The 24320-nt window shown below is 67.8% G+C and carries 17 protein-coding genes; 7 read left to right on the plus strand and 10 right to left on the minus strand.

The annotated features are described in order from the left end of the window. Positions 1–1560 (minus strand): GspE/PulE family protein (locus D187_RS29330; RefSeq protein ID WP_063725040.1); only part of this gene is annotated, 1560 nt, incomplete at its 3' end. Positions 1561–1739: 179 nt separating this feature from the next. Here D187_RS29330 and D187_RS29335 point away from each other — a divergent pair. The 3 genes from D187_RS29335 (at position 1740) to D187_RS29345 (ending at position 5451) form a co-directional block, all read left to right on the plus strand. Beyond that, positions 1740–2909 (plus strand): MFS transporter, encoded by a 1170-nt coding sequence (locus D187_RS29335; RefSeq protein ID WP_002631771.1) that lies wholly within the window; start codon positions 1740–1742, stop codon positions 2907–2909. 67 nt (positions 2910–2976) lie between these two features. Further along, complete coding sequence (locus D187_RS29340) at positions 2977–3387, plus strand: hypothetical protein (protein WP_002631769.1); 411 nt, start codon at positions 2977–2979, stop codon at positions 3385–3387. A 168-nt stretch (positions 3388–3555) separates the two neighbouring features. Beyond that, positions 3556–5451, plus strand: a complete 1896-nt coding sequence (locus D187_RS29345; protein ID WP_002631768.1) for a fibronectin type III domain-containing protein — start codon at positions 3556–3558, stop codon at positions 5449–5451. Between the two features lie 134 nt (positions 5452–5585). Here D187_RS29345 and D187_RS29355 read toward each other — a convergent pair whose 3' ends face one another. Both D187_RS29355 and D187_RS29360 read right to left on the minus strand, forming a co-directional pair. Further along, complete coding sequence (locus D187_RS29355; RefSeq protein WP_002631767.1) at positions 5586–8558, minus strand: PA14 domain-containing protein; 2973 nt, start codon at positions 8556–8558, stop codon at positions 5586–5588. A 116-nt stretch (positions 8559–8674) separates the two neighbouring features. Then, positions 8675–9832 carry a glycoside hydrolase family 16 protein gene (locus tag D187_RS29360; protein WP_081713911.1) on the minus strand — a complete coding sequence of 386 codons (1158 nt, stop codon included), beginning with the start codon at positions 9830–9832 and terminating at the stop codon, positions 8675–8677. Between the two features lie 130 nt (positions 9833–9962). On the opposite strand from D187_RS29360, the gene D187_RS29365 reads away from it, so the two are divergent. Further along, positions 9963–10577 carry an MBL fold metallo-hydrolase gene (locus D187_RS29365; protein ID WP_002631765.1) on the plus strand — a complete coding sequence of 205 codons (615 nt, stop codon included), beginning with the start codon at positions 9963–9965 and terminating at the stop codon, positions 10575–10577. Here D187_RS29365 and D187_RS29370 read toward each other — a convergent pair. After that, positions 10563–11108 carry a hypothetical protein gene (locus D187_RS29370; protein WP_002631764.1) on the minus strand — a complete coding sequence of 182 codons (546 nt, stop codon included), beginning with the start codon at positions 11106–11108 and terminating at the stop codon, positions 10563–10565. The two genes, D187_RS29365 and D187_RS29370, sit on opposite strands and share 15 nt — an antisense overlap. Before the next feature lie 354 nt (positions 11109–11462). Beyond that, entirely contained in the window at positions 11463–13727 is a 2265-nt protein-coding gene (locus D187_RS50550) for a DNA/RNA non-specific endonuclease (RefSeq protein WP_002631763.1), read from the minus strand. 446 nt (positions 13728–14173) lie between these two features. Here D187_RS50550 and D187_RS56450 point away from each other — a divergent pair, with 446 nt between their 5' ends. Together D187_RS56450 and D187_RS29385 are read left to right on the plus strand one after the other, a co-directional pair. Further along, positions 14174–14791: an aggregation-promoting factor C-terminal-like domain-containing protein gene (locus tag D187_RS56450; RefSeq protein WP_002631762.1), complete on the plus strand. Its 618-nt coding sequence runs from the start codon at positions 14174–14176 to the stop codon at positions 14789–14791. Positions 14792–14916: 125 nt separating this feature from the next. Further along, positions 14917–15522, plus strand: a complete 606-nt coding sequence (locus D187_RS29385) for a 2,3-bisphosphoglycerate-dependent phosphoglycerate mutase (RefSeq protein WP_002631760.1) — start codon at positions 14917–14919, stop codon at positions 15520–15522. 40 nt (positions 15523–15562) lie between these two features. Here the strand turns inward: D187_RS29385 and D187_RS29390 are convergent, their stop codons facing one another. The 4 genes from D187_RS29390 to D187_RS29405 form a co-directional block, all read right to left on the minus strand. Continuing rightward, the gene (locus tag D187_RS29390) at positions 15563–17422 is read right to left on the minus strand and encodes an OPT/YSL family transporter (protein ID WP_002631758.1); all 1860 of its coding nucleotides are present in this window, start codon (positions 17420–17422) and stop codon (positions 15563–15565) included. An 18-nt stretch (positions 17423–17440) separates the two neighbouring features. Further along, entirely contained in the window at positions 17441–17737 is a 297-nt protein-coding gene (locus D187_RS29395) for a hypothetical protein (protein WP_155893674.1), read from the minus strand. 22 nt (positions 17738–17759) lie between these two features. Next, the gene (locus D187_RS29400; RefSeq protein ID WP_002631755.1) at positions 17760–18248 is read right to left on the minus strand and encodes an NUDIX hydrolase; all 489 of its coding nucleotides are present in this window, start codon (positions 18246–18248) and stop codon (positions 17760–17762) included. A gap of 90 nt (positions 18249–18338) precedes the next feature. After that, positions 18339–20171 carry an ABC transporter ATP-binding protein gene (locus tag D187_RS29405; protein ID WP_002631754.1) on the minus strand — a complete coding sequence of 611 codons (1833 nt, stop codon included), beginning with the start codon at positions 20169–20171 and terminating at the stop codon, positions 18339–18341. Between the two features lie 129 nt (positions 20172–20300). Here D187_RS29405 and D187_RS29410 point away from each other — a divergent pair, with 129 nt between their 5' ends. Then, complete coding sequence (locus tag D187_RS29410) at positions 20301–20804, plus strand: hypothetical protein (RefSeq protein WP_002631753.1); 504 nt, start codon at positions 20301–20303, stop codon at positions 20802–20804. 78 nt (positions 20805–20882) lie between these two features. On the opposite strand, the gene D187_RS29415 is transcribed toward D187_RS29410, so the two are convergent. After that, on the minus strand, positions 20883–24320 hold a 3438-nt coding region (locus tag D187_RS29415), incomplete at its 5' end, for a CARDB domain-containing protein (RefSeq protein WP_211241584.1).

Genomic DNA, 24320 nt, shown 5'->3' on the forward strand with positions numbered 1-24320 from the left:
GCCTGGCGCACACGAGTCGTCTGACACCTTTTTCGGCTGATGCTCCTCGCGGGCGGTCATGAGCTGCCGGTAGGGAATGACGCGCACCAGCTCCGCGAGCGTGGTCTGCCCGGAGGCGAGCTTCTCCAGCGCGTTCTCCACGAGGGTGCGGAAGCCATGCGCCCGTGCGTGGCGGCGCAGCTGTGCGCTGTGGGCCCCCTGGGCGATCAGCTCCTGCAGCCCCGGGTCCACCACCAGGAGTTCGTAGATGCCGGTGCGCCCCCGGTAGCCGGTGTGGCGGCACTCCTCGCACCCGACGCCCGTCTGGGGCTGGATGCCGTCCAGCAGCGGACCGAGCAGCTCCTTCTGCTTCCGGGTGGGTTCGGCGGGTGCCACACATTTGGGGCAGATGCGGCGCACGAGCCGCTGGGCCAGCACCGCGAGCAGCGAGTCCGCGATGTCGGTGTCATCCAGCTCCAGGCCGCGCAGCCGACCCACGGCGCCCACCGCATCGGCGGTGTGGAGCGTGCCGAGCACCACGTGCCCGGTGGCCGCGGCGTTGAGCGCCATGCTGCCCGTCTCCAGGTCGCGGATCTCCCCCACGAGCATCACGTTGGGGTCCTGCCGCAGCAGTGCGCGCAGCAGCTGCGCGTGCGACATCTGCGGGGTGACCTCCTTCTGGTTCACCTTGGGGACGTAGTACTCGATGGGGTCCTCGGCGGTGATGATCTTCTTGCGCCCATCGTTGAGCTGCGCGAGCGCCCCATAGAGGGTGGTCGTCTTCCCGCTGCCCGTGGGGCCGGTGACGAGGATGAGGCCCTCGGGGTTGGAGAGCAGGTTGAGGAAGACCCGCTCCGTGTCCGGGCTCATCCCCAGCGTGCTCACGGGGACGAGCCCCGCGCTCGAGTCGAGCACGCGGATGACCACGTCCTCACCGCCCGGGCTCGGCACCACGCTCACGCGGTAGTCGACGACCTTGTGCTCCTCGCCCTGGACGATGACGGCGCGGATGCGGCCGTCCTGGGGCCGGCGGCGCTCGGTGATGTCCATTCCGGCGAGGATCTTGATGCGGCTGATCACCTCCTGCACGGACTCTGGATCCATGTCCGTGTAGGCCTGATGCAGGATGCCATCGATGCGGTAGCGCAGGTCCACGTCGTCGCGGTAGCTCTCGATGTGGATGTCCGAGGCCTCGCGCTCGATGGCCCCGGCGAGGAGGTCATCCACCAGCTCGACGGACGAGGGCGGCTGCGGCGAGGGCGGGCGCTCGCGGATGACGAGATCCGACTTCGTCTGGGGCCCGGCACCGAAGCCCGTGCGCAGGGCCGTGTCGATCTCGTAGCGGTTGAGCTTCACCGGCTGGATGGCCCGCTGCAGGAAGTCGGAGATCCGAAAGCGCAGGGACGGGTTGTCCGGATCCGTCATGCCGATGGTGACGGGCGTGTCGGACGCCTGCGCGTCGATCTTCCCCAACACCACCACGGAATGGCGGCGGCAGAACGGCTCCGGGAGCAGCCGCATGGAGTGGCGATCGAGGGTGTACTGCGAGAGCTCGGAGAAGGTGTCGGACCCCTGGGCCATTCGGGTAGGCATATCACGCCGGGAACGTGCTCAGCGCCTCGAGCCGCCAGGAGGGATCACCCGCGCGCCCGCGGACCCAGCATCTATTGGTAATATGCGCGGAGAACCGCTACCTCTCGCGCATGGGAACGACCGCCACCGCCTCCACTGCCGTCGGAACGCAAGCCGTTGCGGCCGACATGAGCCGTCGGCTGCTCTGGACGCTCACCGCGGCGACCGCCTTGGCGGTGGGCAACATCTACTACGCCCAGCCGCTGCTCGGGGAGATCGCCTGGTCCTTCCAGCAGTCGGCGTCGAGCACCGGCACCATCCCGATGCTCAGTCAGCTCGGCTACGTGGCCGGGATGCTCTTCCTCACCCCGCTCGGCGACGTGCTCGAGAAGCGCGGGCTGTTGGTGGTGCTGCTCGTTTGCGCCGGGCTCGCGCTCCTCGCCGCGGGCCTCGCCCCCACGTTCCCGCTCTTTCTCGCGGCATGCCTCGGGATTGGCCTCACCGCGGTGCTGGTGCAGATCCTGATCCCCTTCGTGGCGGTGTTGAGCACGCCCGCGGAGCGCGGCCGCAACCTCGGCACCGTCTTGAGCGCGGCGCTGATCGGCGTGCTCGTTTCGCGCACCCTCTCGGGCTTCGTGGGCGCGCACCTGGGTTGGCGCGGCGTGTTCTTCGTGGCCTCCGCGACCATGTTCGTACTCGCGGTGCTGCTGCGGCTCGGGCTGCCACGCTACGAGTCGCCCACGCGCCTGTCGTATCCGCGGCTGCTCCACTCGGTGTGGAGTCTGTTTCGCGACCTGGCCGAGCTGCGAGCGATCGCCCTGACCGGCGCGCTGATGTACGCCGCGCTCTCGGCCTTCTGGGCCTCGCTCGCCTTCTATCTGCAAAGCGATGCCTTCCGCATGGGCCCGGAGACGGCGGGCATGTTCGGCCTGATCGGCGCGGCTGGGGCGCTCGCCGCCAACCTGACCGGCCGCAACGTGGAGCGCCTGGGTGCCCGGCGGCTCGTGCGGGGAAGCATCCTGCTGATGCTGTTGGCCTGGATGGTGTTCGCGGGCCTGGGCGCCACGTGGGCGGGGCTCATCACCGGCGTGCTCCTGCTGGATCTCGGCGCGCAGACGGCGACGGTCTCGAACCAGACCGACCTCTACCGCATCCACCCGGAAGCACAGACACGGCTCAATACCATCTACAAAGTCTTCTATTACGCGGGCGGAGCGTGCGGTTCCTGGCTCGGCACGGCCGCATGGGACCATTTCGCGTGGCCTGGCGTCTGCGCGGTGGGCGTGATGTTCCTGCTGCTCGCCTTCGCGTGGGAGCGCCTGCGGCCCGCGGCGCGCGCGAGCGGAGGACGGCCGTAGCGGAGTGTGGGTCCGCTGTGTTTCCGGATGGCGCTCCGGCACGGCTCGAAGGCATCCTGCCTGGACGATGAACGACCAGGAGCTGCTGGAGAAGACGCTGCACGTGGCCAGGGAAGCGGGCATGTTCCTGCTTCGCAAGCAGGGCTCCGTGCTCCCGTTCGGGCTGACCCTCGACCCGGCGGGCGACAATCCACGAACCTATTTTCCCCGGGACCAACTGCCACGCGCCTCCTGGGACGAGCTGCTCGATGCCACCCTCGCGCATCTCGAGCGCCGCATCGGCTCGGGCGACGTTGGGGCGATCGCGCTCGTCACCACGCTCGAATCCGGAAGCGAGTCCGGCATGGGCGTCCAGGTCGAGACACGCTCCTCCTCGCTGTTCCTCGTGTACCCCTACACCGGAACCGGGCAGAGCCGGAGTCTCGGGGAGCCCCAGCCGGCGGAGGGGTTGCTCGTTGGACCGCTCCTGGCGCCATAGCGGGTGCCGGGGTCCCACTCCAGGTCACAGCACCTTCACGGACGGGCACATCACACGAATAAAAAGAAAAATCTTTTTATTCCAACTTAACCCGTTTTTTCTGGAACAGACACCTATTCACGGCGAACGGGTTGGCGCCAGCCAGCCCCCTTCAAGGTGAGGGTGTCCATGTTTCGAAATCTCGTCTCCGTCCGGAAGTTGATCGCGGGCACGCTGGCGTTTTCCCTCGGCTGTGGAGTGCCCCCCGGTCCCGGCATGGAGGAGGAGACCGGGCCGGCCACCGAGTCCACCCAGGGGTTGGGTGCAACGGAGCGTGCGCTGGCCTCGGACCGGGCGTACCAGTGGCTCAAGGTGCAGCAGGATCTGACGAACGGGAGCGCCCTGAGCGGACTCGTCGACAGCTTCGATGACTGGTGGAACGCCACCGAGCGCAAGCAGATCGTCTACACCTACGATCAGGCCGTGGCCGCCATCGCCTTCATGGCCAAGGGCGACCGCGTGCGCGCCGAGAAGGTGCTCGACAAGCTCGTCGCCATCCAGGATCCGGATGGCTCGTGGATCAACTCCTACTGGTGGAACGGCTACGGCGAGGAGATCCGCAAGCACGTGGGCCCGGTGGCCTGGGTCACCATGGCCTTCATGACCCACGAGAAGCTCTACGGCTCCACCACCTACCGGACCCCCGCCCGGAAGGCGTTGGAGTGGATGCTCACGTTCAAGAAGCCCAACGGCGCCATCTCCGGCGGACGCACCACCTGGGACATCCAGGGCGTCTGGACGGACGAGGTCTGGAGCTCCACCGAGCACAACGAGGACGTCTACAACCTCTACCGCTACTACGCGGGCAAGTTCTCCGACCGCACCACGGCGTACAACGACGCCGCCCAGGGCGTGAAGCAGTTCCTCGACAACGTGATGTGGAACAACACCACGCAGCGCTTCTACGGCGGGTGGAAGAACAACACCGGCCTGCTGGACACGAACGTTCCCCTGGACGTCAATCCCTGGGGCGTCCTCGCGCTCGGCTTGTCGGGCACCCGGGACTACAAGGCCTCGCTCGCCTCCGTCGACAACGCCCGGGGCGTTGGCACCGTCGCGGATCCCCGGTACGTGCACTCCCTGCCGTACGAGAACACCACCATCACCGCCTACGACTTCGACTGGCAGTACGACTGCGCCCGGGCCACTGATCAGAACGGCAACTACAACGGCGACCGGTGCGCGGACATCTGGTTCGAGGGCTCGGCCTTCATGTCGGTCGCCCACTACATGAATGGCAACACGACCAAGGCCGACTCCATCATCGACGAAATCATCAAGAAGCAGGGCACGAGCGGCTCGCTGCTCGGCGGCGTCCCCTACTCCCTCAAGGGCACCAGCAACAACTACTGGCGCATGGCGCAGGAAAACTGCGTGTCGAGCACCGGCTGGCTCATCCTCGCCATCCACCGCTTCAATCCCTTCACCGGCTCCGTGGTGAATGGCGGCGGCGGAAACCCGACCGACACCCAGGCGCCCTCCGCGCCGTCCTCCCTGAAGGTCTCGTCCACGACGAGCAGCAGCGTGGCGCTGTCCTGGACGGCGTCCACGGACAACGTCGGCGTCGCGAGCTACGACATCTATCGGGGCTCGACGCTGGTGGGCTCCAGCTCGGCCACCACCTTCACCGTGAGCGGCCTGTCGGCCAGCACCACGTACTCCTTCTCCATCAAGGCGCGCGACGCCGCCGGCAACACCTCCGCGGCGAGCAACACCGTCAGCGCCACCACCAGCGCCTCGGGCACCGGCGGCGACCACACGACGGCCGACTACACCGCCAGCGTCACCCGGACCTCCAGCACCCAGGCCAGAATCTCCTTCAAGCCCACCATCTCCGCCCTCTACGTGGACGTGCACTACACGCTCAATGGCGGCGGCCAGCAGAACTTCCGGATGGCGCTCGCCAACGGAACCTGGACGCAGGACGTGGCGGGCCTGAGCACGGGCAGCCGGCGCGAGTACTGGTTCACCTACGAGAAGTCCGGCCCCCAGTACGACTCGCCCCACTACACCTATACGCACTGAGCCGTCACGTTCAGCGCAACCTGTCCACGGCGAGCGGACCCTGGCCCACCCCGGGCACCACGTGCGCCGGCTGACCGGGGACAGGGCCGTGCCACGGCCGGCGAAGGGGCCGTGGCACTCGACAGCCGCCGGGTCTACTTCCCCGGCCAGCTCAGCGCGCCCCGGCTCGTCACCGTGCCGGCGGCCACCCCGAGCGCCTGCGCCACGTCCGCGGGCAGCGGCTTGCCGCTCTGGTACGCGGGGCTCGTGCCGCGCACGGCGTAGTCGTGCAGCTCCTGGTTCACGAAGAAGGGGTCCCCTCCGGACGCGATGTCGTGCCCGTGGCTCTCCCAGCCGTGGCCCGCCTGGAGCGCGGCCAGCGAGGTGTAGTTCACGCCGCCGGTGTCCACCCAGTTGACCAGCGACTTCCCGCCTCCGCCGGAGCGGTAGTAGCTGTTGTAGTCCAGGCCCGAGAAGAAGGTGTTGGGGCCCGTGTTGGTGTAGTTGGAGTCGGAGCGGGACGCCTTCAGGGTGGTGATGTTTCCGCCCGACAGGATGTTGTTCGCCACGTCGACGTTGGCGGTGTCCGGGCCGATGTCCGAGCCGCGCTTGTCGGACTCGTTGCGCGCGTCGTCGTAGATCCAGATGTTGATGGCCGCGTTGTTGACGAGCGTGTTGTTGTAGATCTTCGTGTTCGACGAGCAGGACTGGATGCCGTAGCTGGCGTTGTCGTAGATGAGGTTGGACGCGATGATGCCGGTGTCGGAGACCTCGTAGAAGAGGCCCGTCTTGTTGTTGCGGGCGATGTTGTAGACCATCACCCCGCCGCGGCAGTCCTCGTCACACCAGAAGCCCGCGCCCCCCACGTTGTTCTCGAAGACGCTGTGGCGCACCGTGAAGCCATTCATGTGCGCGATCTTCACGCCCGCCTGCGCGCAGGAGCGGGAGCAGTTCGTGCCGAAGCGCTCCGTGTTGTTGGCGTTGACGAGGATTTCCTCGAGCAGCAGGCCGTCGTAGCCGACCGTGGCACTGTTCGTCTGGCCATTGGAGCCGATGGCGGTGAAGCCGTTGTGCGCGAAGACGGACCGGCGCACGACCCCGCCCTGGGACTTGATGCTGAGCGAGCCGGCCGCCATCTGCGTGAAGACACAGTTCTCGACCAGCGATTGGGTCGCGCCGATGTAGACGGCCGAGTTCGTGGTGTTGCTGTACTCGTTCGTCGCGTAGCGCCTGAAGCCCAGGCCCTTGAGGGCATAGCCCGTGCCGCCCAGGACGAGGGCGACGGGGCGAGCGGCCACCTCCACGGTGTGGCCGCTCGGGTTGGTCGCGATGTAGAGGCGGCGGTTGGTCCAGTCGTAGAAGAAGTTGCCCGGGGTGGCCTCCGCGAGCGTCTTCACCTCGTGCACGTAGGCCCCGTCGATGAAGACCATCTGCGGGTCGCCCGCGGCGGGGTTGGCCGGGTCGCCATACATGTCGAAGTGGGCGCAGGGGCCCGTGTTGGTGGTGGGCTGGGCGTCGTACTTGTAGTTGTAGTAGCCGCCGTTGCAGAAGCTGGGCGTGCTCCAGTCGATGTACCAGTGGCCGGCGCCATCGCTCGTCCAGCTGGAGGCCGGCTTCACGTCCGTGCCGTCGAACCAGACCGTCTCGTGCGGGTAGGCCTGGAAGGTGATGGGCTTGGTGGCGACCTTGTAGTTGCCCGCGCCGTTGTTGTACCAGTCACGGTAGGTGCCACCGCGCACGACAATCGTTCCGCCCGAGGGCACCAGGGCGATGGCGCGGTTGAGCGTGGCCACGGGAGCGGCCTGAGTCCCCGGGTTGCCGTCACTGCCATTCGTGGCCATGAAAATGGCTCCGGCCGGGATGGCATAGTCGGTGTCCGGAATCGTCTTGCCGGAGTTGTCGAGTCCGCTGAGGCCCGGCTCGCGCGGCTGCTGTGTCGGAGCGGGGAAGAGCTGGGTCGCGGGGATGACCTGCTTGGGCTGGCTCGCGGAGGACCAGGACAGCCGGGCGACGGCTGACCCCGTCTTGTCGTAGTACTCGAGCTTGATGTCGTACTTCTGGTCCGCCGTCAGCGCGATGGAGCCGCTGTTCTCGACGGAGGAGTGGTCGCTCCAGTTGTTGATGAGTTGCTGGCCGTTGACCCAGAGGCGGACCCCGTCGTCGCTCTGGGTATGGAAGGTATAGGTCTGCGAATGGAGCGGGACGACCTGGCCCGTCCACCGCACGCTGAAGCCATCCACGGGAAGCGCGGGGTCCGGCGCGGCCGTGTTCCAGTCGAAGTCCACCGTGGCATCCGTGCGCTGCCGGATGAGGGACTCGAAGTTCAGGCCCACGAAGTACTGGCCGAGCAGGCCCGTGCCATTGCCCGGCGAGGTCACGGTGTAGGTCACCGTCAGCTTCGGGCGATTGGCGGCGGTGGTGGCCTCGGAGGAGTCGAGCTCCAGTCCGTCCATGTTGGTGGGCGCGTCCAGCACGAAGCCGGCATTGGTGCCCGCGTTGCGCACCCAATCCTGGATGGCCGAGACACCCGCCGCGTTGAAGTCCACGCCATAGCTGCCCGTCGCCGACGGGAGGAGCGTGGCGAAGGACGTCGTGCCCCGGTCCGAGGCGCCGCTGGCGCCGCCCGCGCTCCAGGTGATGGTGCTCGTCGCATTCGTCCAGGTGGCCTGCGACTCGTTCCAGGCCCGGCTCGCGGCGTGGACGAAGTAGCCCTCACCCGTCGTCGCGTTCTTCACGTTGAAGGTCAGCCGGGCCGACTGCACCGTCGCGTTCGAGGGGATGGCGCTGACGTCGAAGCGCAGGAGGGTGTTGGCGACCTTTCCCGTGCCGCTGGGATGGTCACGGTCCATGCGCAAGATGGGGTCGGCGCCGGTGTTGGTGGACGGGGAGCTCTCCAGGAGCGAGGTGTCCGACACGCCGGTATAGGCGGCCGAGGGGGAGACCTGCTCCTGGAAGGACACGGTGACGGTGGTGGCGAGGGCACTGGCGCCGTCCGCCGCCTCGATGGTCCCGGCGGCGGGTTCACCGTCGCAGGCCAGGGTGAACAGGGCGAGCAGGAGCGCGCCCTGGAGGTCGCGGCGAGCGCCAGGCCCGTGCCGCGAAGGCCGTGTGTTCTTGTCGATGTGCATCGTTTCCTCGGGGATGCCAGGACCGCGGCATCCTGGGGTGGGGAGTACACCCCGAGGAGGGAACGACTCCGCCGACGTCCCAACAAAAGAGGGGCTGAGCCGGTCAGGGCCGCGCGTCACTGTCCTGGGAGCCGGAACACGCGCACGTAGTCCACCTCCATGGCCGCGGGGAGCGTCGCGGCCAGATTGCCGTCGCTGTAGCCGGTCGCCGTCTCGATGCCCGTGTATCCATACGTGGAGTAGCGAGGGAAGCCACCGCCGAAGGCCAGGTTGAGATGAATCGAGTGCTCGTAGGCGAAGACAGTCGAGAGCGGGCTCGTGGGCGGGTTGTTCGGGAAGACACTAGTCAAGCTCCGATCGAACACCTTGGAGCCGTCCGGGCGATAGCGATAGAGATTCCCGTCGGCATCCAGGTAGCGCATGGGCTTTCCATCGACGTACCAGGTGATTCGATCGGGCTGCCAGAGGAAGCCGTAGCGCACGAACCGCGTGCTGGTCTCACCGTCCACGAAGTTGCTCGGAGTCAGCTGAGGGCCGAAGTTGCTCGAGCCCTGGTAGGAGTCTCCCGTCCGCACGTTGTACATCGCGGCGGACGAGGTGTTGCATGACGCTCGACCGGTGCACGCGTAGTGGAAGGTCCCATGCGTCAGGTCGGGGCGCGCACCGAGCAGCTCGGTGACGTCGAACTCACCGTAGGCGGGCCACGTCCCCGGTGTAGAGCCATCACCGGGTCCGACCAGCCAGAAAGCCCCCCAGTAGGGGTTTCCCTTGGGCATCTTGATGCGCGCCTCGGTGTACCCATACCGGAACTTGAACTTCAGCGGTCCGCCCTGGTTGCGGGTCGTGAGGAAGCCGGACGTGAAGTAGTAGGTCCGGGTCCCCGTATCGGGGTTGGTCGCGCCGCAGGTCACCGTCTCGCGGCGCGCGGTGATCTTCAGGGTGCCACCCCCAACGCTCACGTTGCGAGCGAAGTAGCACTGATCTTCCTTGTTGCTGCTGCCGTAGTTGGAGTTCTCGAACGTGTTCCACTTGGACGAGTCCACCGTGCTGTTTTCAAACTCATCACCCCACACCAGGCTGTAGCCGGGGGGCGCATCGGCCGAGCCGAGCACCGGCGGCTCCCCATCGGCCATCAGGAGCGAAACGCCGCCGGGGTGGGCCTCGGTCTCGGGCCGTGGAGACCCACCACAACCTCCGCTCGTGACGAGACACAGGGCCGCCGCCATCCAGGGGCTCGAGCCCCAACCGCCACGAAGAAGTCGCGAGTGATGCATGCCGGGCCTCCCAAGGCAAAGCACTCCCTTACAACCGACGCTCCAACATGTAAATCAATTTATACTTGTTTTACATGAATTCATCGTTGTATTCCAGCGGAGGGCTCGCATCCGAGTAGAGTCGAGCGCCATGAAAGCCCTGCACCGCAAAGAGCTCTACGGCTGGTCCGTCTTCGACGAGGCGCGCAACCTGGACTTCCACAGCGTCCTGTGGGTGCGCCCCGAGGGCAACGTGGTCATCGATCCGCTCCCGCTGTCCACGCACGATGCCGCGCACCTGCGCTCGCTCGGAGGCGTGGCCTGGGTGGTGGTGACCAACTCGGAGCATGTCCGCACCACCCGCGAGCTGGTCTCCGCCTTCGGCGCGAAGGTGGCCGGCCCCCGCGCCGAGGCGGAGAGCTTTCCTCTCCGGTGTGACCGGTGGCTCTCCACGGGCGAGGAGCTCGTCCCCGGGCTGGTGGCGGTGGAGCTGCACGGCTCCAAGACGCCCGGCGAGCTGGCCCTGCTTCTGGAGGACACGACGCTGGTGACGGGGGACCTGATTCGCGGCCACCTGGGCGGGCGGCTCAACCTGCTGCCGGAGGCGAAGCTGAAGGACCCCGTCCAGGCCCGCGCCTCGGTGCGCGAGCTGCTCGCACGAGGGCCGCGCATCGACGCGGTGCTGGTGGGCGATGGTTGGCCGGTGTTCCGCGGCGGGCGCGCGGCCCTGGAGGAGCTCTCCCCAGCGGTATCAGTCAGCCGGTGAGGTGAAGGGCCATTCGCCCAATCGCCAGAGCAATGCCGCCCGCCGCGTCAGGGGTTCCTCGGCTTCGAGGGAGATCTCCATCCCCCTCATTCGAGCCAATACCAACAGCGCGCAACTGTCCGTTTGAAGCGTCAGCCGAGCAGGCAGCGTGCTTCGCAGCAGCAGCCCACTCTCGACCGCATAGCGCAAGGCGGCGAACCGTTTACTCGACAGAACGAGGAGCGAGGCATGGACGAGCTCCGCGTCATTGTTCGCGCTCCCCCGCACGCCGTTCCACACATCATCCCGAGGATGAACGAGACCGGATTCGAGCCACTCGGCCCACGAGCCTTCTAGTTCGTCGGCCGCGCGTTCAAACTCTCGGCCGGACAGGAGGCAGAGTTGCCGGGCAAGGAGCATTGTCGCGGCGGAGAGTTCGATCTCTGGCAGTTCGCGCTCGAGGAAGCGCAAGCGGAACTCGGCCACCGCGGCATGGTCGTTGGTCGCGATCGCTTCCAGCAGGCCACCCATCAAAAGATCGCAGAGGACCATCAGATACTCCCCTGCCTGTGGGCGATCACTGCCGGACCAGAGTGCCTCCGGCGCGTTGGAGCGAATGAGCGCGAGCCACGCTCGGAGGTGGCTCGCGAGAAGCTTCGAAATTCAAGCGCCAGAGTCATGAAATTCGCCAGCTCCCTTCACACCGTTACTGAGCATTGATGCGCGCATACACCCAGTCAGCACCCAATGCGCCTCCAATTCCGCCAATGATGCCACCGACAACGCCCCCGACCAGCCCCGTAACGAGTGCGCCGGGTCCAGTTTCAATGCCGAGCGCGGCACCGCCGACCGCGAACAATTGTCCTACGGCCCAGGCACCTGCGAAGCCTCCGGCCGCTCTTGTCATCAGTGCAGGTGCAAGCCCAGCTCCTCGAAACCGTGGATGAGCCGTTCGCGGATGCGTGACTCGCCTTCACTCGCGTTCGTGTCATGGTGGCGCAACGGGCCGAAGTCCAGGCCCGTCAGCCGTTCGATCTCCGCCACCGAGCTGCGGAACTCGTGGATCTCCGACGTGTCGCTCAGGTCCTCCGCTCCACGTCCCATCTTCTCGGGGAGGCCGCCCGGGAGCAGTTCCCCCTGACTGGCCCGGATGGCGGTGGCCCGGAGCTGGTCATCCTGGACGAAGACCACGATCTTCCAGAAGGCCCGCGGCACCTTCACGTACCGGTACTCCGGATCATCGTCCTCGAAGACGGGCCCGGTGAAGACGATGATCCGCTCGCGGTCTGCGATGGCGTTGTCCTCCAGCAACCACCGCTCGATTCCCTGCCAATACTGAGCGCGCTGGTTGAAGCGCGACTCCTGCGGCGCGCAGTTGGTGAAGTGGAAGGTGTCCGCGTTGGCGCGCTGGGCGCGGGTGCTCGTCCCCCATGCCGGGTCCAGCCTGCGCACCAGGTGTCCGCGATCGAAGGTGCGCGGCCGCTGGTGGTCGTACAGGTCCTGATGGCACTGCGCGTCCGGCGAGATGCGCTCGTCCACGGACCAGACCTCGGCCGCCTCGGCGGACTCTCGTGATTCACCGGTGGCGCGGTTGATGGAGACCCAGGTGGAGCCATCGATGTTGCACGCCGTGAAGAACGCCATGCGCCGCTCCGCGTTCACCACGATGGAGAAGTGCTGGTACTTGAGCTCGAAGGGGTCCTCGCCGGGTTCCGCCCGCAGCTTACGGGCGGCCTGCTGGCGCTGCTCGGGGCTCAGCCGTGGCATCTCGATGTGGAAGCCCTTCAGGAAGTCCGGATCATAGCCGCGGCGGTTCGCGTAGTTCCTGTCGATGCGGATGAGGGCCTCGCCGACGCCACCCACCTCGGCGCGCAACTCCGGCTCGGGCGATGGAGGGCGTGACGCAATCCCCATCGGCGCTCCGCTCCCCAGCCGGACGGAGAGCTCGAGCGGAATCGTCCAGGTGACGGCGCCGTCCGCCTGGATGCTCGGACCAGCGGGCGGCGACACGGAGGGAGACGGCGGCGCGGCGAAGGATGACGGATTGAGAGCGGGGGCCACGAGAGACGCCGCCGACGGGGCGCCCGCGGCTTCGTCCATGGCCCGGACCGGCGGCTCCGCCCCTCCTGGAGCCGGGACCACGCGTCGCGCCGTCTCGGTGGGGGCGACGACTCCGCGCCGCGCCGGGTTGCGCAGCGCGGGCTCGAGCAGCACGCGCTCTTCGGGGCTCCTGTCCTTCATCATGTCCTCCAGTGTTCGAACGATGGCGCTGGTGCGGATGCCCTCGTTCAGATCCTTGCTGATCGGCTTGCCCGTGGGGAGGGCGGATTCCAGGAAGGGCTCGCCCCAGTGGTGCAGCGCCACGAACTCCCACTGGTCGTTGAAGACGGGCGAGCCCGAGGAGCCCGGCATCGTATCGGCCATGTAATGCATGACGGTGTCGAGCCGGGTGACGAGACGGTTCTCTCGGATGATGACCTGTTTGTAGTCGCCGTCGGGGTGCTGCACGATGTTGACGAACTCGCCGAGCACGTGCCGGTCACCCGTGGCGAACAGCGGGCAGTAGCCGAACTCGGAGACATCGCGCGTCCCGAGCACCCGCCGACCGAGCGCCACGATGGTGAAGTCGAGGTCGTCCTCGGAGCTCGTGAGGAAGAACGTGTCCGGGTCGAAGGTGAAACGCGTCAGGGGCCGGGGCTGTTCGTTTTCATCCAGCTCGTAGTCGAACTCGACGAGCAGCTCCCGGGCGGCCTGGGCGTCCTCGATGACGTGGTGGTTGGTGAGGAGCAGCCGGTTGGAGATGAGGACGCCCGAGCCCAGTGGCGCCAGGGTGTCCTGGACGACGCGGCCGACGGTGTTCGCGCTCCAGCGCGCCTGGTCTATCCACGAGACCCCCACGAAGTCGGTGGTCTTCCCCTGGATGCGCTCGGCGCCGGCGCGAGCCTCGCCCGTGAGCCCGAACACCCGGGGGCTCTCGCCCGCGACGATGCGCTTGGAAGCCTCGGGGTTCATGCCGGTGACAGCCTGGATGCGTTTGAGCTTGCGGACCTCGTTGGGCTCGGCGTCCAGGGGATTGCTCGACTGAAGGGCCATCAGCACACGCCGCCGTTGCTGCTCGGCCTCTTGAATGCGCCGACGTGCCGCCTGCGTGATGCGCTCTGGAACCTTCATGGACAGGAGCCCCCCGGATCTCCAATGGGTGAAAGGGTATGGATGGGGTCCACCGAAATCCCGTCCGTGATGGGAGTGGAGCCCGGATTGTGTTGACCCCACGGAGAACGAGGGGCACGGCACGTGCTGTAATGAATGGGCATTCGTCCTGTCGGACGAGAAAAAGGAGCGCACGCCCCACCGCCAGACTTCCCGATGGCATAGGGAGGGAACCAGCAGGCGGACCTGGAAACACCCAGAGGTGATTCCCAGGTTGGGCCCAGGAGGGCAGCTCCATGCTCAAGGAGACACAACCCAAGCAAGCGTTGTAGGACGAAGGAGGGGGAGAAACGGGGACCACCAAGGCCGTCCGACGCGGCAAGACAGCCCGGCGGGAGGCGGCTGCTGGCTACCGCCGGACGGAGGCTCGCCCTCTCACTCCCTCGGAGCGAGGCGAGCTGGCGGGGATGTTCGAGGCGCTGACGCCGGCACCCAGGCTACCGCTGAAAGGCTTCAAGCTGCCCGCGGAGACCCAGAAGAAGGGCTCCCGGGGAACGGGGGTGAAGCAGCTCCAGCTCGCGCTGGTGAAGCTGGGTCACATGACGCAGGCACAGATGAACACGGGCCCTGGAATCTTCGGGAACAAGACGGAGGCGGCGCTCGAGAAGTTCCAGCAGGCACATCACGTGACTCCCAGTGGTGTCTACAACGCGCAGACGCGCACGGCGTTCCAGCGGCTGGGAGCGAGCGTGGGCAAGCCTCCCACTCACAAGAATCCCTTCCTCGCGCAGTTCAAGCGGGCGCTGACCGAGCTGAAACTTCCGCTGGCCTGGGCCAGCAGTGAGGCGCTCTTCCAGCTCATCCAGCACGAGTCGAGCTGGAATCCTCGCGAGAAGAACCCCCGGAGCACCGCCTTCGGGCTCTTCCAATTCCTGAAGAGCACCTGGAGGACGTACCTGAAGGAGGTCCCCTATGGGAGCACGGACCCGTACTTCCAGGCGCTCGGAGGCTTCCGCTACATCAAGGCCTGCTATGGGACGCCCGAGCGGGCATGGGCCTTCTGGCAGCGGAAACACTGGTATTGAGGCTCACCCACCCGACAGGGCGATCCGCTCGGGGCCGGGTGCTCGGAAGCGGGGCTCCCACCGCGGGCCCCCCGGGCACCGGTGAGGGTGTTTACAGCCGGGCCCGCCTGAAGTAGGGGGCGGACATGCCCATCCTCGCCCTCGTCCGACACGGACAGTCCCTGTGGAACCATGAGAACCGCTTCACCGGCTTCGTGGACGTGCCCCTGACCGAAAAGGGCCGCGCCGAGGCCCGGCAGGCCGCCCAGTCCCTCCAGGGCCTGGGTATCAAGTTCGACGTCGCCTACACCTCCGCCCTCACCCGCGCCCAGGAGACGCTCGCCATCATCCTCGAGTCGCTCGGCCAGCGCGTCCCCGTCATCCGCGACGCCGCCCTCAACGAGCGCCACTACGGCGACCTCCAGGGCCTCAACAAGGAAGACGCCGCCAAGCGCTGGGGCGACGATCAGATCAAGATCTGGCGCCGCTCCTACGACGTGCCGCCCCCCAATGGCGAGTCCCTCGAGATGACCGCCAAGCGCGTGCTCCCCTTCTATGATCGCGGCATCAGCGGCGACCTGCGTCTGGGCAAGAACGTGCTCGTGGTCGCCCACGGCAACTCCAACCGCTCGCTCGTGATGAAGCTCGACAAGCTCACCGGTGAGCAGGTGATCGGCCTGGAGCTCGCCACCGGCGTGCCGCTCGTCTACGAGATGTCCAAGGAGTGCGAGGTCATCAAGAAGCACGCCTGAGTCCCCGGGGGGCCCCACGCGGGGCCCCCTTCCGTCCGGCTCAGCCCAGCAGCGCCGCCAGCCCGGCGAGCCCGAGGACGAGGAAGTAGAGCGACTCGCCGGCGAGGAGGCCTCCGCCCACCAGCGACGTCGTGCTCATGTCCTCGGGCAGCACCTCGCCCTCGCCCGGAGCGCCGGCCGACTGGGGCGGCGCCCTGCGCGACAGCGTGTTCCAGAGCGAGGACAGGATGCCGCCCACGCCGAACCACAGCGCCACCGACAGGTTGACGAAGCCTCCGAAGGACGAGGCATAGGGGCTGGACAGCAGCACCGCATCCATCACCCACCCCACCGCGAAGCCCGTGCGCGAGCCCTGGACGAAGCGCGTGTAGCGCGCGTCGCGCTTGAGCAGCTTGCGCGCCACCTCGATGAGCAGGCCCACCGCGAGGCCGAAGAGCAGCGCCTTCACCGTGTGGTCCGACAGCGTGCCCAGGCTGCGAATGGCGCCCACGATCTTGTACGTCATGGCCGAGCCCCACTGCCCCACGGGCGCCGTCGGGTCATCGAGCTGGTTGATGGCGAGCACCGGATAGGCGCTCATGAACACGCGCGCCAGCCCCACGCACAGCACCGCGCCCATCACGATGCCCACCACCTGGTAGCGGAACTGCACGGTGCGGTCCGTGCCCAGGCGCCAGCCCGTGGAGCGGTCCTGCTGCATGTCACTGCCCACCGAGGTGCAGATGAGCAGGATGCTCGCGGACATCAGGCCCACCAGCGGCTCCTTCAACCCCAGGAGCGACATGAGCAGCACCGACACCACGAAGGCGCTGGAGACGGGGTTCTGATCCGTCATGCCGTAGGCGATGCCGTTGACGAGCACGAAGAGCAGCGACAGCGCCATGCCGAAGAGGATGAAGCCCAGGGGCTGGCCGAGCAGCCGCGTGGCCACCAGGACCACCGCCACGCCCCAGAAGGCGACCCACGCGAGCAGCCGGGGCAAGTTCACCTGCTTCCACGCGGGCACCTCGTCCGCGGGCAGCCGCGCCCGGTTGCGCACCCGCTCCACCGCCTGCACCGCCAGCAGCGACAGGTCCACCAGGGCCGCACCGCAGATCATCGCCAGGCCCACGAGGAAGCCAATCTTGCGGAAGGGCTCGTCCGCCTTGAGCCAACCGTGCTCGCGCAACCAGGGCGTCGCGGCCGCGCCCAGCAGACCCCCCACCATGGCGGGCACCGTGATGCGGCTGCCCACCACCAGGCCCACCCCCACCGTGGACGCGCTCAGCCCGGCCGCTCCCAGCGCGGCCACGTGCTCGGTGAGCCAGGCCACCAACGAGCCCGCGCCCGCGCCTCCCCCCAGCTTGGCGATGGAGCGCTTCAACAGCCGCTTGTCGGTGAGCGCCCGCAGGATGTTGGCCACCGCGTGGCCCGACGGAAAGTCCAGTTGCAGCCGGTCCACGAGCAGCGGCGTGTAGAGCATCCCCACGCCCACGCCGAACATGCCCACGCACCCCAGGAAGAGCATCAGGTGCCAGGCGGGCGGCTGCGGCATGCCCAGCCACACCATGGCCTGGATGAGCACCGCCATGGCGCACATGGAGGCCACCGACGCCGCCATGGTCTGGATGTAGTTGGCGCCGTGCTTGCCCTCGGGGCCATAGCCGTAGGTGACGGCGCTGCCGAGGATGCCCGCCAGCACCTGCCCGCCCACGAAGATGCCCAGGCTGAAGTTCATGTACGAGGCGGCGATCCCCCCCAGCGGCCCCAGCACGAAGATGGCCACCGAGCTGAGCAGCAGGTGGAACTTCCACGAGCCCGGAGGGGGAAGCCACCCGTAGCGCGGCCGTTGAAGGGACGGCGGCGCCTGGGGAATACCAGTGGGGGAGGTAGGGAGGGGCGGGAGGACGGGCCGGGCCATGGGGACCCGGAGGCTAGCCTACTGGCAGATCCCCGGACAGTCGCTCGTCTGGCCCGACTCGCACGCGTCGAGCGGATCATCCACACAGCTCTTCGCCACCGGGCAGCCCCCAAAGGCGAGCCCCCCACAGCACACCACGAAGTCCTCGGGCACATCGCAGGTCCAGTTGTATCGCTGGCAACTGCCTCCCCCCGCCGGGCGCGCGAAGATCCTTCCCTCCACGCAATCCGGCTCCTCGTCGATGATGGGGGACTCACCACAGCCCCCCAGCACGGACACCCACGCCAACAGACACGGCAACACGAGTCTTTTCATGCCCGGCATTCCAACAACACCTTCAGATGCGGGAGAAGGACCAACCCACCGCGTGTCCGTTCTCATACGGCATCACCCCGTGGAACGCCCGTGGATCCTCGTCGAACACCAGCGGCAGGAAGTGCCGATCCCCATCCCACAAGGGCAGCCGGAAGATGTCCTTCACCGGCACCCACGACAGCTCGCCCTCCACGTTGCGCTCGGCCGGCGTCCCCTCGAAGCGGTCGATGCGGAAGACGAACCCCAGCCAGTCCTCTCCCTTGGGACCAAAGCCCGGCCAGTTGATGGTGCCGCGCAGCGTGAGGTGCGTGCACTCGATGCCCGCCTCCTCGCGGATCTCCCGCCGGATACACGCGACCACGTCCTCGTCCGCCTGCATCTTTCCCCCCAGGCCGTTGTACTTGCCCAGGTGCGCGTCGTCCGGACGCGCGTTGCGGTGGACGAGCAACACCTTCGTGCCGTCCGGAGACATCACGTAGCCAAGCGTTCCAATGATGGGCGTGTAGCGCATGCCCGACCTCTTATCTCCTGAGCGCCCCGTCGCAAGTCATCGGCGGGTAGGCCCCGCGCGGGGAACCCCGCCCTCCTCGGGAAGGACGCCTCAGTCCCGGTAGCCACGGGCCTGGAGGTTGAACAGGTGCGCGTAGCGGCCGCCGCGCGCCATCAGCTCCGCGTGGCTGCCCAGCTCCTCCACCTGCCCGCCGTGGAGCACGGCGATCCGGTCCGCCATGCGCACCGTGGAGAAGCGGTGCGAGATGACGAGCGCGATGCGGTCCGCCGCCAGTTGCTGGAAGCGCTCGAAGAGGGCGTGCTCGGACTCCGCGTCGATGCTCGCCGTGGGCTCGTCGAGGATGAGCACCTCGGCGTCCTCGCGCATGAAGGCACGCGCCACGCCCAGCTTCTGCCACTGCCCTCCGCTCAGCTCGAGCCCCTTCTCGAACCAGCCGCCCAGCATCGTGTCGTACTGGCTCGGCAGCTCCTCGATGACGGAACTCGCCCCGCCCTGCTCCGCCGCCCGGATGATGCGCGGCCGGTCCTCCAGCGCCTCCACATCGCCCAGGCCGATGTTCTCCGCCACGTTGAACTGGTAGCGCACGAAGTCCTGGAACACCGCGCCGAAGCGCGAGCGCAGGTCCTTCGGATCCATGTCCTTGAGGTTGACCCCCCCGTAGAAGATGTCCCCCTCGGTGGGCTCGTACAGCCGCAGCAGCAGCTTCACGAGCGTGCTCTTGCCCGCGCCGTTCTCCCCCACCAGCGCCAGCTTCTCGCCGGGCTCCAGCCGCAGCGTCAGGTGGCGCAGCGCCCAGGCCTCCTTGCCCGGGTAGCGGAACGACACGTCGCGCAGCTCGATGGCGTTGTGGTGCCCCCGGGGCGGCGAGCGGGCCGGCAGCGCCCGGGGCGCCTCCTGGCCGGTGGGGATGTCGAAGTAGGCGAAGAGGTTGCTCATGAAGAGCGCGCCCTCGTACATGCTGCCCACGCTCGACAGGATGCCCTGGAACGCGCCCTGGCCCTGCCGGAACACGCCCAGGTAGAGCACCATGTCGCCCACGGTGATGGAGCCCAGCGACGCCTGACTCGCCACGAAGGCGTAGCAGCCATAGAAGGCCCCGAGCGACACGAGCCCCAGGCCCAGGCCCCACCCCATGCGCCGCAGCGCCAGGGAGCGGTCCTCCTGGAAGAACTTCTGGAACAGCGTGCGGTAGCGGCCGAGCACCAGCGGCCCCAGGCCGAACACCTTCACCTCCTTCACGTGGTTGTCGCGCGTGAGGATCCACTCCAGGTAGTTGAGCTTGCGGCCCTCGGGCGCGCGCCACGAGTAGAGCCGGAAGCCCTCCTCCGCCAGCCGCGCCTCGGCGATGAACGCCGGGATGCTCGCCACCACCAGCACCGCCACGCTCCAGGGCGACAGCGACACGAGCAGCACCGCGTACGTGGACAGCGTCACGAGGTTGCGCACGATGGAGAACACGTCCATCACCAGCCCCAGCGGCCGGCTGTTGGCCTCGCGCCGGGCGTTCTGCATCTTGTCGTAGGTGTCCGAGTCCTCGAAGTGGCGCAGCTCCAGCTCCATCGCCTTGTGGAGGATGCGCTCGTTGATGAGGTTGCTGAGGTTGGCCCGCCCCAGCTCGCGCACCAGCGACAGGGAGCGCTCCACCACCGTCGAGCCCACCATCAGCCCGAACTCCAGCGCCACCAGGTGCAGCACCCCTTCGCGCGCCACCACCCCATCCACGATGAGCTTGCCCACCCAGGCGATCGCCGCCGGCATCACCGCGGCCAGGAGCGTGAGCCCGCCGAGCGCCACCGCGATCCGGGGACTGGCCGCCCAGAACAGACGGAAGGTGCCGGGCAGTTGCCGGGAGAGACTGCCCGCGTTCTTCAGCCGGGTCTTCAGGGAGGGAGGTGGGGACGTCGGACGCGCGGGAGGAGGCACGCTCCCTCTCTAACGCGTCCCTCCGTCATTCGCCGCAGGCCCGCCTGCTCCCCGAACGGACTTGGACAATCCGCCCGCCGTGTTCCGGGGCTATGATGGCGCGGCCCCTCTCCTCCTGGAGCCGTCCCGATGAAGCGCTTCGTCATCGTCTTCGACAACGAGCCCGCGGATTCCGCCCCCTGGATCGCCAGTGCCTGTGCCTCGTCCCGGCTCACCTTCGTGGACAACGAGGCCATCATCAACGAGCTGGCCCAGAACAAGGACGCCCGGCCCCTGCTCACCGGCAACACCAAGGAGAACCCCCAGCTCGCCCCCTTCTACAAGGCCGCGCTCGACAAGGTCGCCGGGGACAACCAGCGCGTGGGGCTCTACAGCACCAGTTGGTTGCTCTACCTCGGCCAGGCCGATGCCTGCGTGCTCGACTTCGCGGGGCTCGAGGAGCAGCGCATGCTCGCGCTCGCCACCGGCATGGCCCAGAAGATCGGCGACGAGTACGTCGCCAAGTACAGCGCCCTGCTCCAGGACAAGGCGCGCAAGGTGCTCCCCCCCGAGCGCATCCTCGTGCTGCCCGCCAAGGAGAAGGCCGCGCGCAAGGCGGAGCTCGCCGCCGCCTTCATCCAGAAGCTCGGCTAGTCGCCGCCCATGGGAGCGCCGGGGACCCCCGGCGAGTGGAGACAGCACCACGCGCCGGAGAGCCTCGTTCGCGTCACCTCATGGCCGGGCGGATGACCCCCCGTTGATGACGAACTGCGACCCCGGCTGCTTGACGATGTCGCCGTCGGCCGAGCCGGTGATGGTGACGTTCGTCAGTGTCGCGCTGCCGAGAGCGCCGCTCATGGCCAGGATGCCGGCACCGTTGCGCGAGTTGCTGATCCGCACGTTGCTGATCACCACGTTCGGCATGTTGCCGCCACCGTTCTTGAACTGGATGCCATCGTAGGTCGAGTCGTCGATGTCGGTGTCCCGGATGGTGACGCCGACGATTTCCCGGGTCGACGGGAACAGGGTGATCGCCCCGAACTCCTGGTCCTCGTTCCAGAACGCGCCACCGGTCCGGTAGAGCCCGTTGTTGGCGATCAGCGTCGTCCCCGAGAAGGGCAGCGGGTCGTGGTCGGTCGCCAGCATGATGCCGGGGTAGTTCATCGTGTCGTAGATGAGGTTGTTCTGGATCGTGTTGCCGTAGCCGCCGTAGATCGCGATGCCATTGGCCCGCCAGGGCAGTTGGACCGTGTTGTTGATGAAGTGGTTGTCGTGGGCGATGTCCACCGCGCGGTCCTTGACGTAGGGGTTGGCCCAGACCGCCAGGGAGTCGTCACCCGTGGTGCGGAACGACGAGTTGAACACCTGCGAGTTGCGCGTGCCGTTGCTGAAGTTGATGCCGTCCGCATAGGTGTCGCGGATGCGCATGCCACTGAATTGCAGACCGTCCGCCGGCCCCCACAGTTCTTGGATGTTGTCGTAGTCACGACCCACCCAGACCGCCACGTTGGCGTGCTCGATCCACACGTTGGTGATCTTCGTGTTCTTGCCGAACCGGCCATTCAGGCCGACGCCCCCCTCGGCGTTGCCGTCTCCACCGCGGATCCGGCCGGAGCCGAAGATCGCGATGTCGGAGATCTGCACGTTGTCGTCGATGTCGAAGCCGAAGTTGCCCTCGTGAGGGTGGTTGATGCTCGCCGGCTGGTTCTGCGGCTCAATCGTGGAGTAGAGCTGCGAGTGCCACATGCCCGCGCCGCGGATCGTGACGTTCCGGATGCCCACCTGGTTGTACATCCCGCGGTTGAACGGATCGTCGGTGAGGATCTTCTTCTCCTGCCGCCACTGCCCCTCGGGAATCCACACGCAGCTGATGACGCCGTTCTGGTCGTCCGTCACCGCCCGCTGGAGGGCGTCCGTGTCGTCGATGCCGTCGTTCGGCACCGCGCCGTAGTTCGTGATCGACGTGCACTCGGCGGGCTTGCTCGCCGGCGGCGCCACCTGCTCGAGGTCGATCAGGTCGATGACGTAGAACGACGCAGTGTCCGTCGCGTCGCGCTGCAGGCGGAACGTGGTGCCGGCCGGGTAGCTCTGCGCGAGCAGCGCGTGCGACTCGTCGAACAACCGCCGGGCGTCGGCCTGGGGCGTGTTGGTCAGCGCCTCCGGACCGTCGGTATTCCCATACAGCCAGCTATGCCGCGACGAGAGCGTCAGCTTCCGCACGAAGGTGCCGTTGGCATACAGGCTGATCGTGGCCTCCTGGCCGCCTCCGTTCGGCGCGTCGGGGATGGAGTTGCGCACGACGATCGCGTTGGCCGCGTTGGTCGAAGTGAACTCGACGTAGTGACCGGTGCTGCTCAGGCGCACGGACTTGCGGCCCGAGGACTCGGTGGCGAAGTTGGTGTGCCCGAAGGTCCGTAGCGGATCCGTCTCCAGCAGGGTGCCCTGGTAGCGGCCAGCCTCGGCCTCGTAGGAGACCCACGGGACCGCCGCCCCACGCCCGACCACGATCGACTGTGAGGCCGTGTTGTTGTTCTCGTTGGTCTCGGCGACGACGCCGGTCGCGTCGGCCGTGGCCGTGACGGTGGCTCCCCCGCTCGTGGCGGTCCAGCTCCCGCTGGTGGTCACCGTGACGGTCGCGCCAGCGGCGATGGCCGGAGTGGTGGCGTCGAGCGTGCCGCCGCCCACCGCGACTCGGGTGACCGTGGCCACCCCGACCGCCGTGGTCCCGCGGTTCTTCACCGCCACGCTGAACCTGACCGGCGCCCCGACGGCCGGGTTCGCCGGGTTCGGGCTGATGCTCAGCACCTGCAGGTCGGGCCCGGGAGCCTCCGACACCGTGAGCCGGGTCGGGTTGCTGAACGCGTTGTTGCTCTCGTTCTGCTCGACGACGGCGCCGGCCGGGTCGACGACCGCGCCAATCGTGTAGGACCCAGCGGCCTTCTTGCCGATCGACGCCGACACGGTCGTGGTCGCACCGGCCGCGAGACTGGCGACGGCGGCCGTCGCGCCCACGGTGCCGTCGACGGTGAGGTTGACGCTCGTCGCCGCCGCAGGCTTGGTGCCAGCGTTCTTCACCGTGGCCGTCAGCGTGATCGTGTCGGACTCGATCGGCGAGGCGGGCGTCGCGGTGACTCCGGTGACCGTGAGGTCGGGGTTGGCCGCGGGGGTGCCGTAGACCTGGAGCTCGGAGACCTGGCCGTTGCCGGACCCGGTGTTGCCCGTGAAGACGACGCGGACGTCAGCGGCGGTGCCAGTGAACGGCACGGTGACCGTGTTGCCGGTCGCCGGGTTGAACGTGTACGCCGCGGAGGCCTTGAGCGAGGTCCACGACCCGTTGGCCTGAGCGCGACCCTGGAGCTCGAAGCTCTGGGTGCGGGTCGCCCAGGCGGAGGACGGAGGAACCTTGATGACGACGCCCGTGAGGTCGACGACCGTGCCGAGCGAGACCGTCAGGTGGCTCGGGTACTGGCCGCCCGCGCCCTCCCAGTAGGAGTCGGCGTTGCCGTCGTTGGCGTTGGTGGCCACGTACTGCCACTCCGTCGAGGAGCCCACGATGGGCTTGCCAAGGGCGAGGTTCGTGCCGGTGGGCGGATTCGGCGGCGGGTCGGTCGGCGTGGTGACGGCGGTACCGCGAACCTCGAGTTCGGAGAGCTGGGCAGCGCTCCATCCGGTGTTGGCGGTGAGGGTGACGCGCACGTAGCGCGCGGACGTGTCCGGGACGTCGATCGTCACGGCGTTGCCCGTGGACGGGCTGAACGTATAGGACGCGCTCGCCTTGAGCGTGGTGAACGAGGCGCCATCGGTGGAGGCCTGGACGGACAGGGTCTCGTTGCGAGCACCCCAGTCGGCCGGTAGCCGCAGGACGACGTCCTCGACGGTCGCGGCCGAGCCCAGGTCGACCTGGGCCCACTGGGGAAAGGCACCGTTGGCCGATTCCCAGTAGGAGCCCGGGTTGCCATCCGTGAGGTTGTTCGCCGTGTAGGGGGCGTTGCTGCTGCTCGCGGAGGCGGGCTTGCCCGCGGAGAGCACGGTCGAAGCCAGGGACGCGCTCCGCGCGGCGATCGCCATGCCCAACGGTGTGACGCCCTGCCCGTCAGGCGAACCGCCCTCCGGAGTGCACGCGCTCGTGAGGAACAGAATCGCGCCGGTGGCACGAAGCAATCGTCTTGA

The sequence above is a fragment of the Cystobacter fuscus DSM 2262 genome, assembly GCF_000335475.2.
GTDB lineage: Bacteria > Myxococcota > Myxococcia > Myxococcales > Myxococcaceae > Cystobacter > Cystobacter fuscus.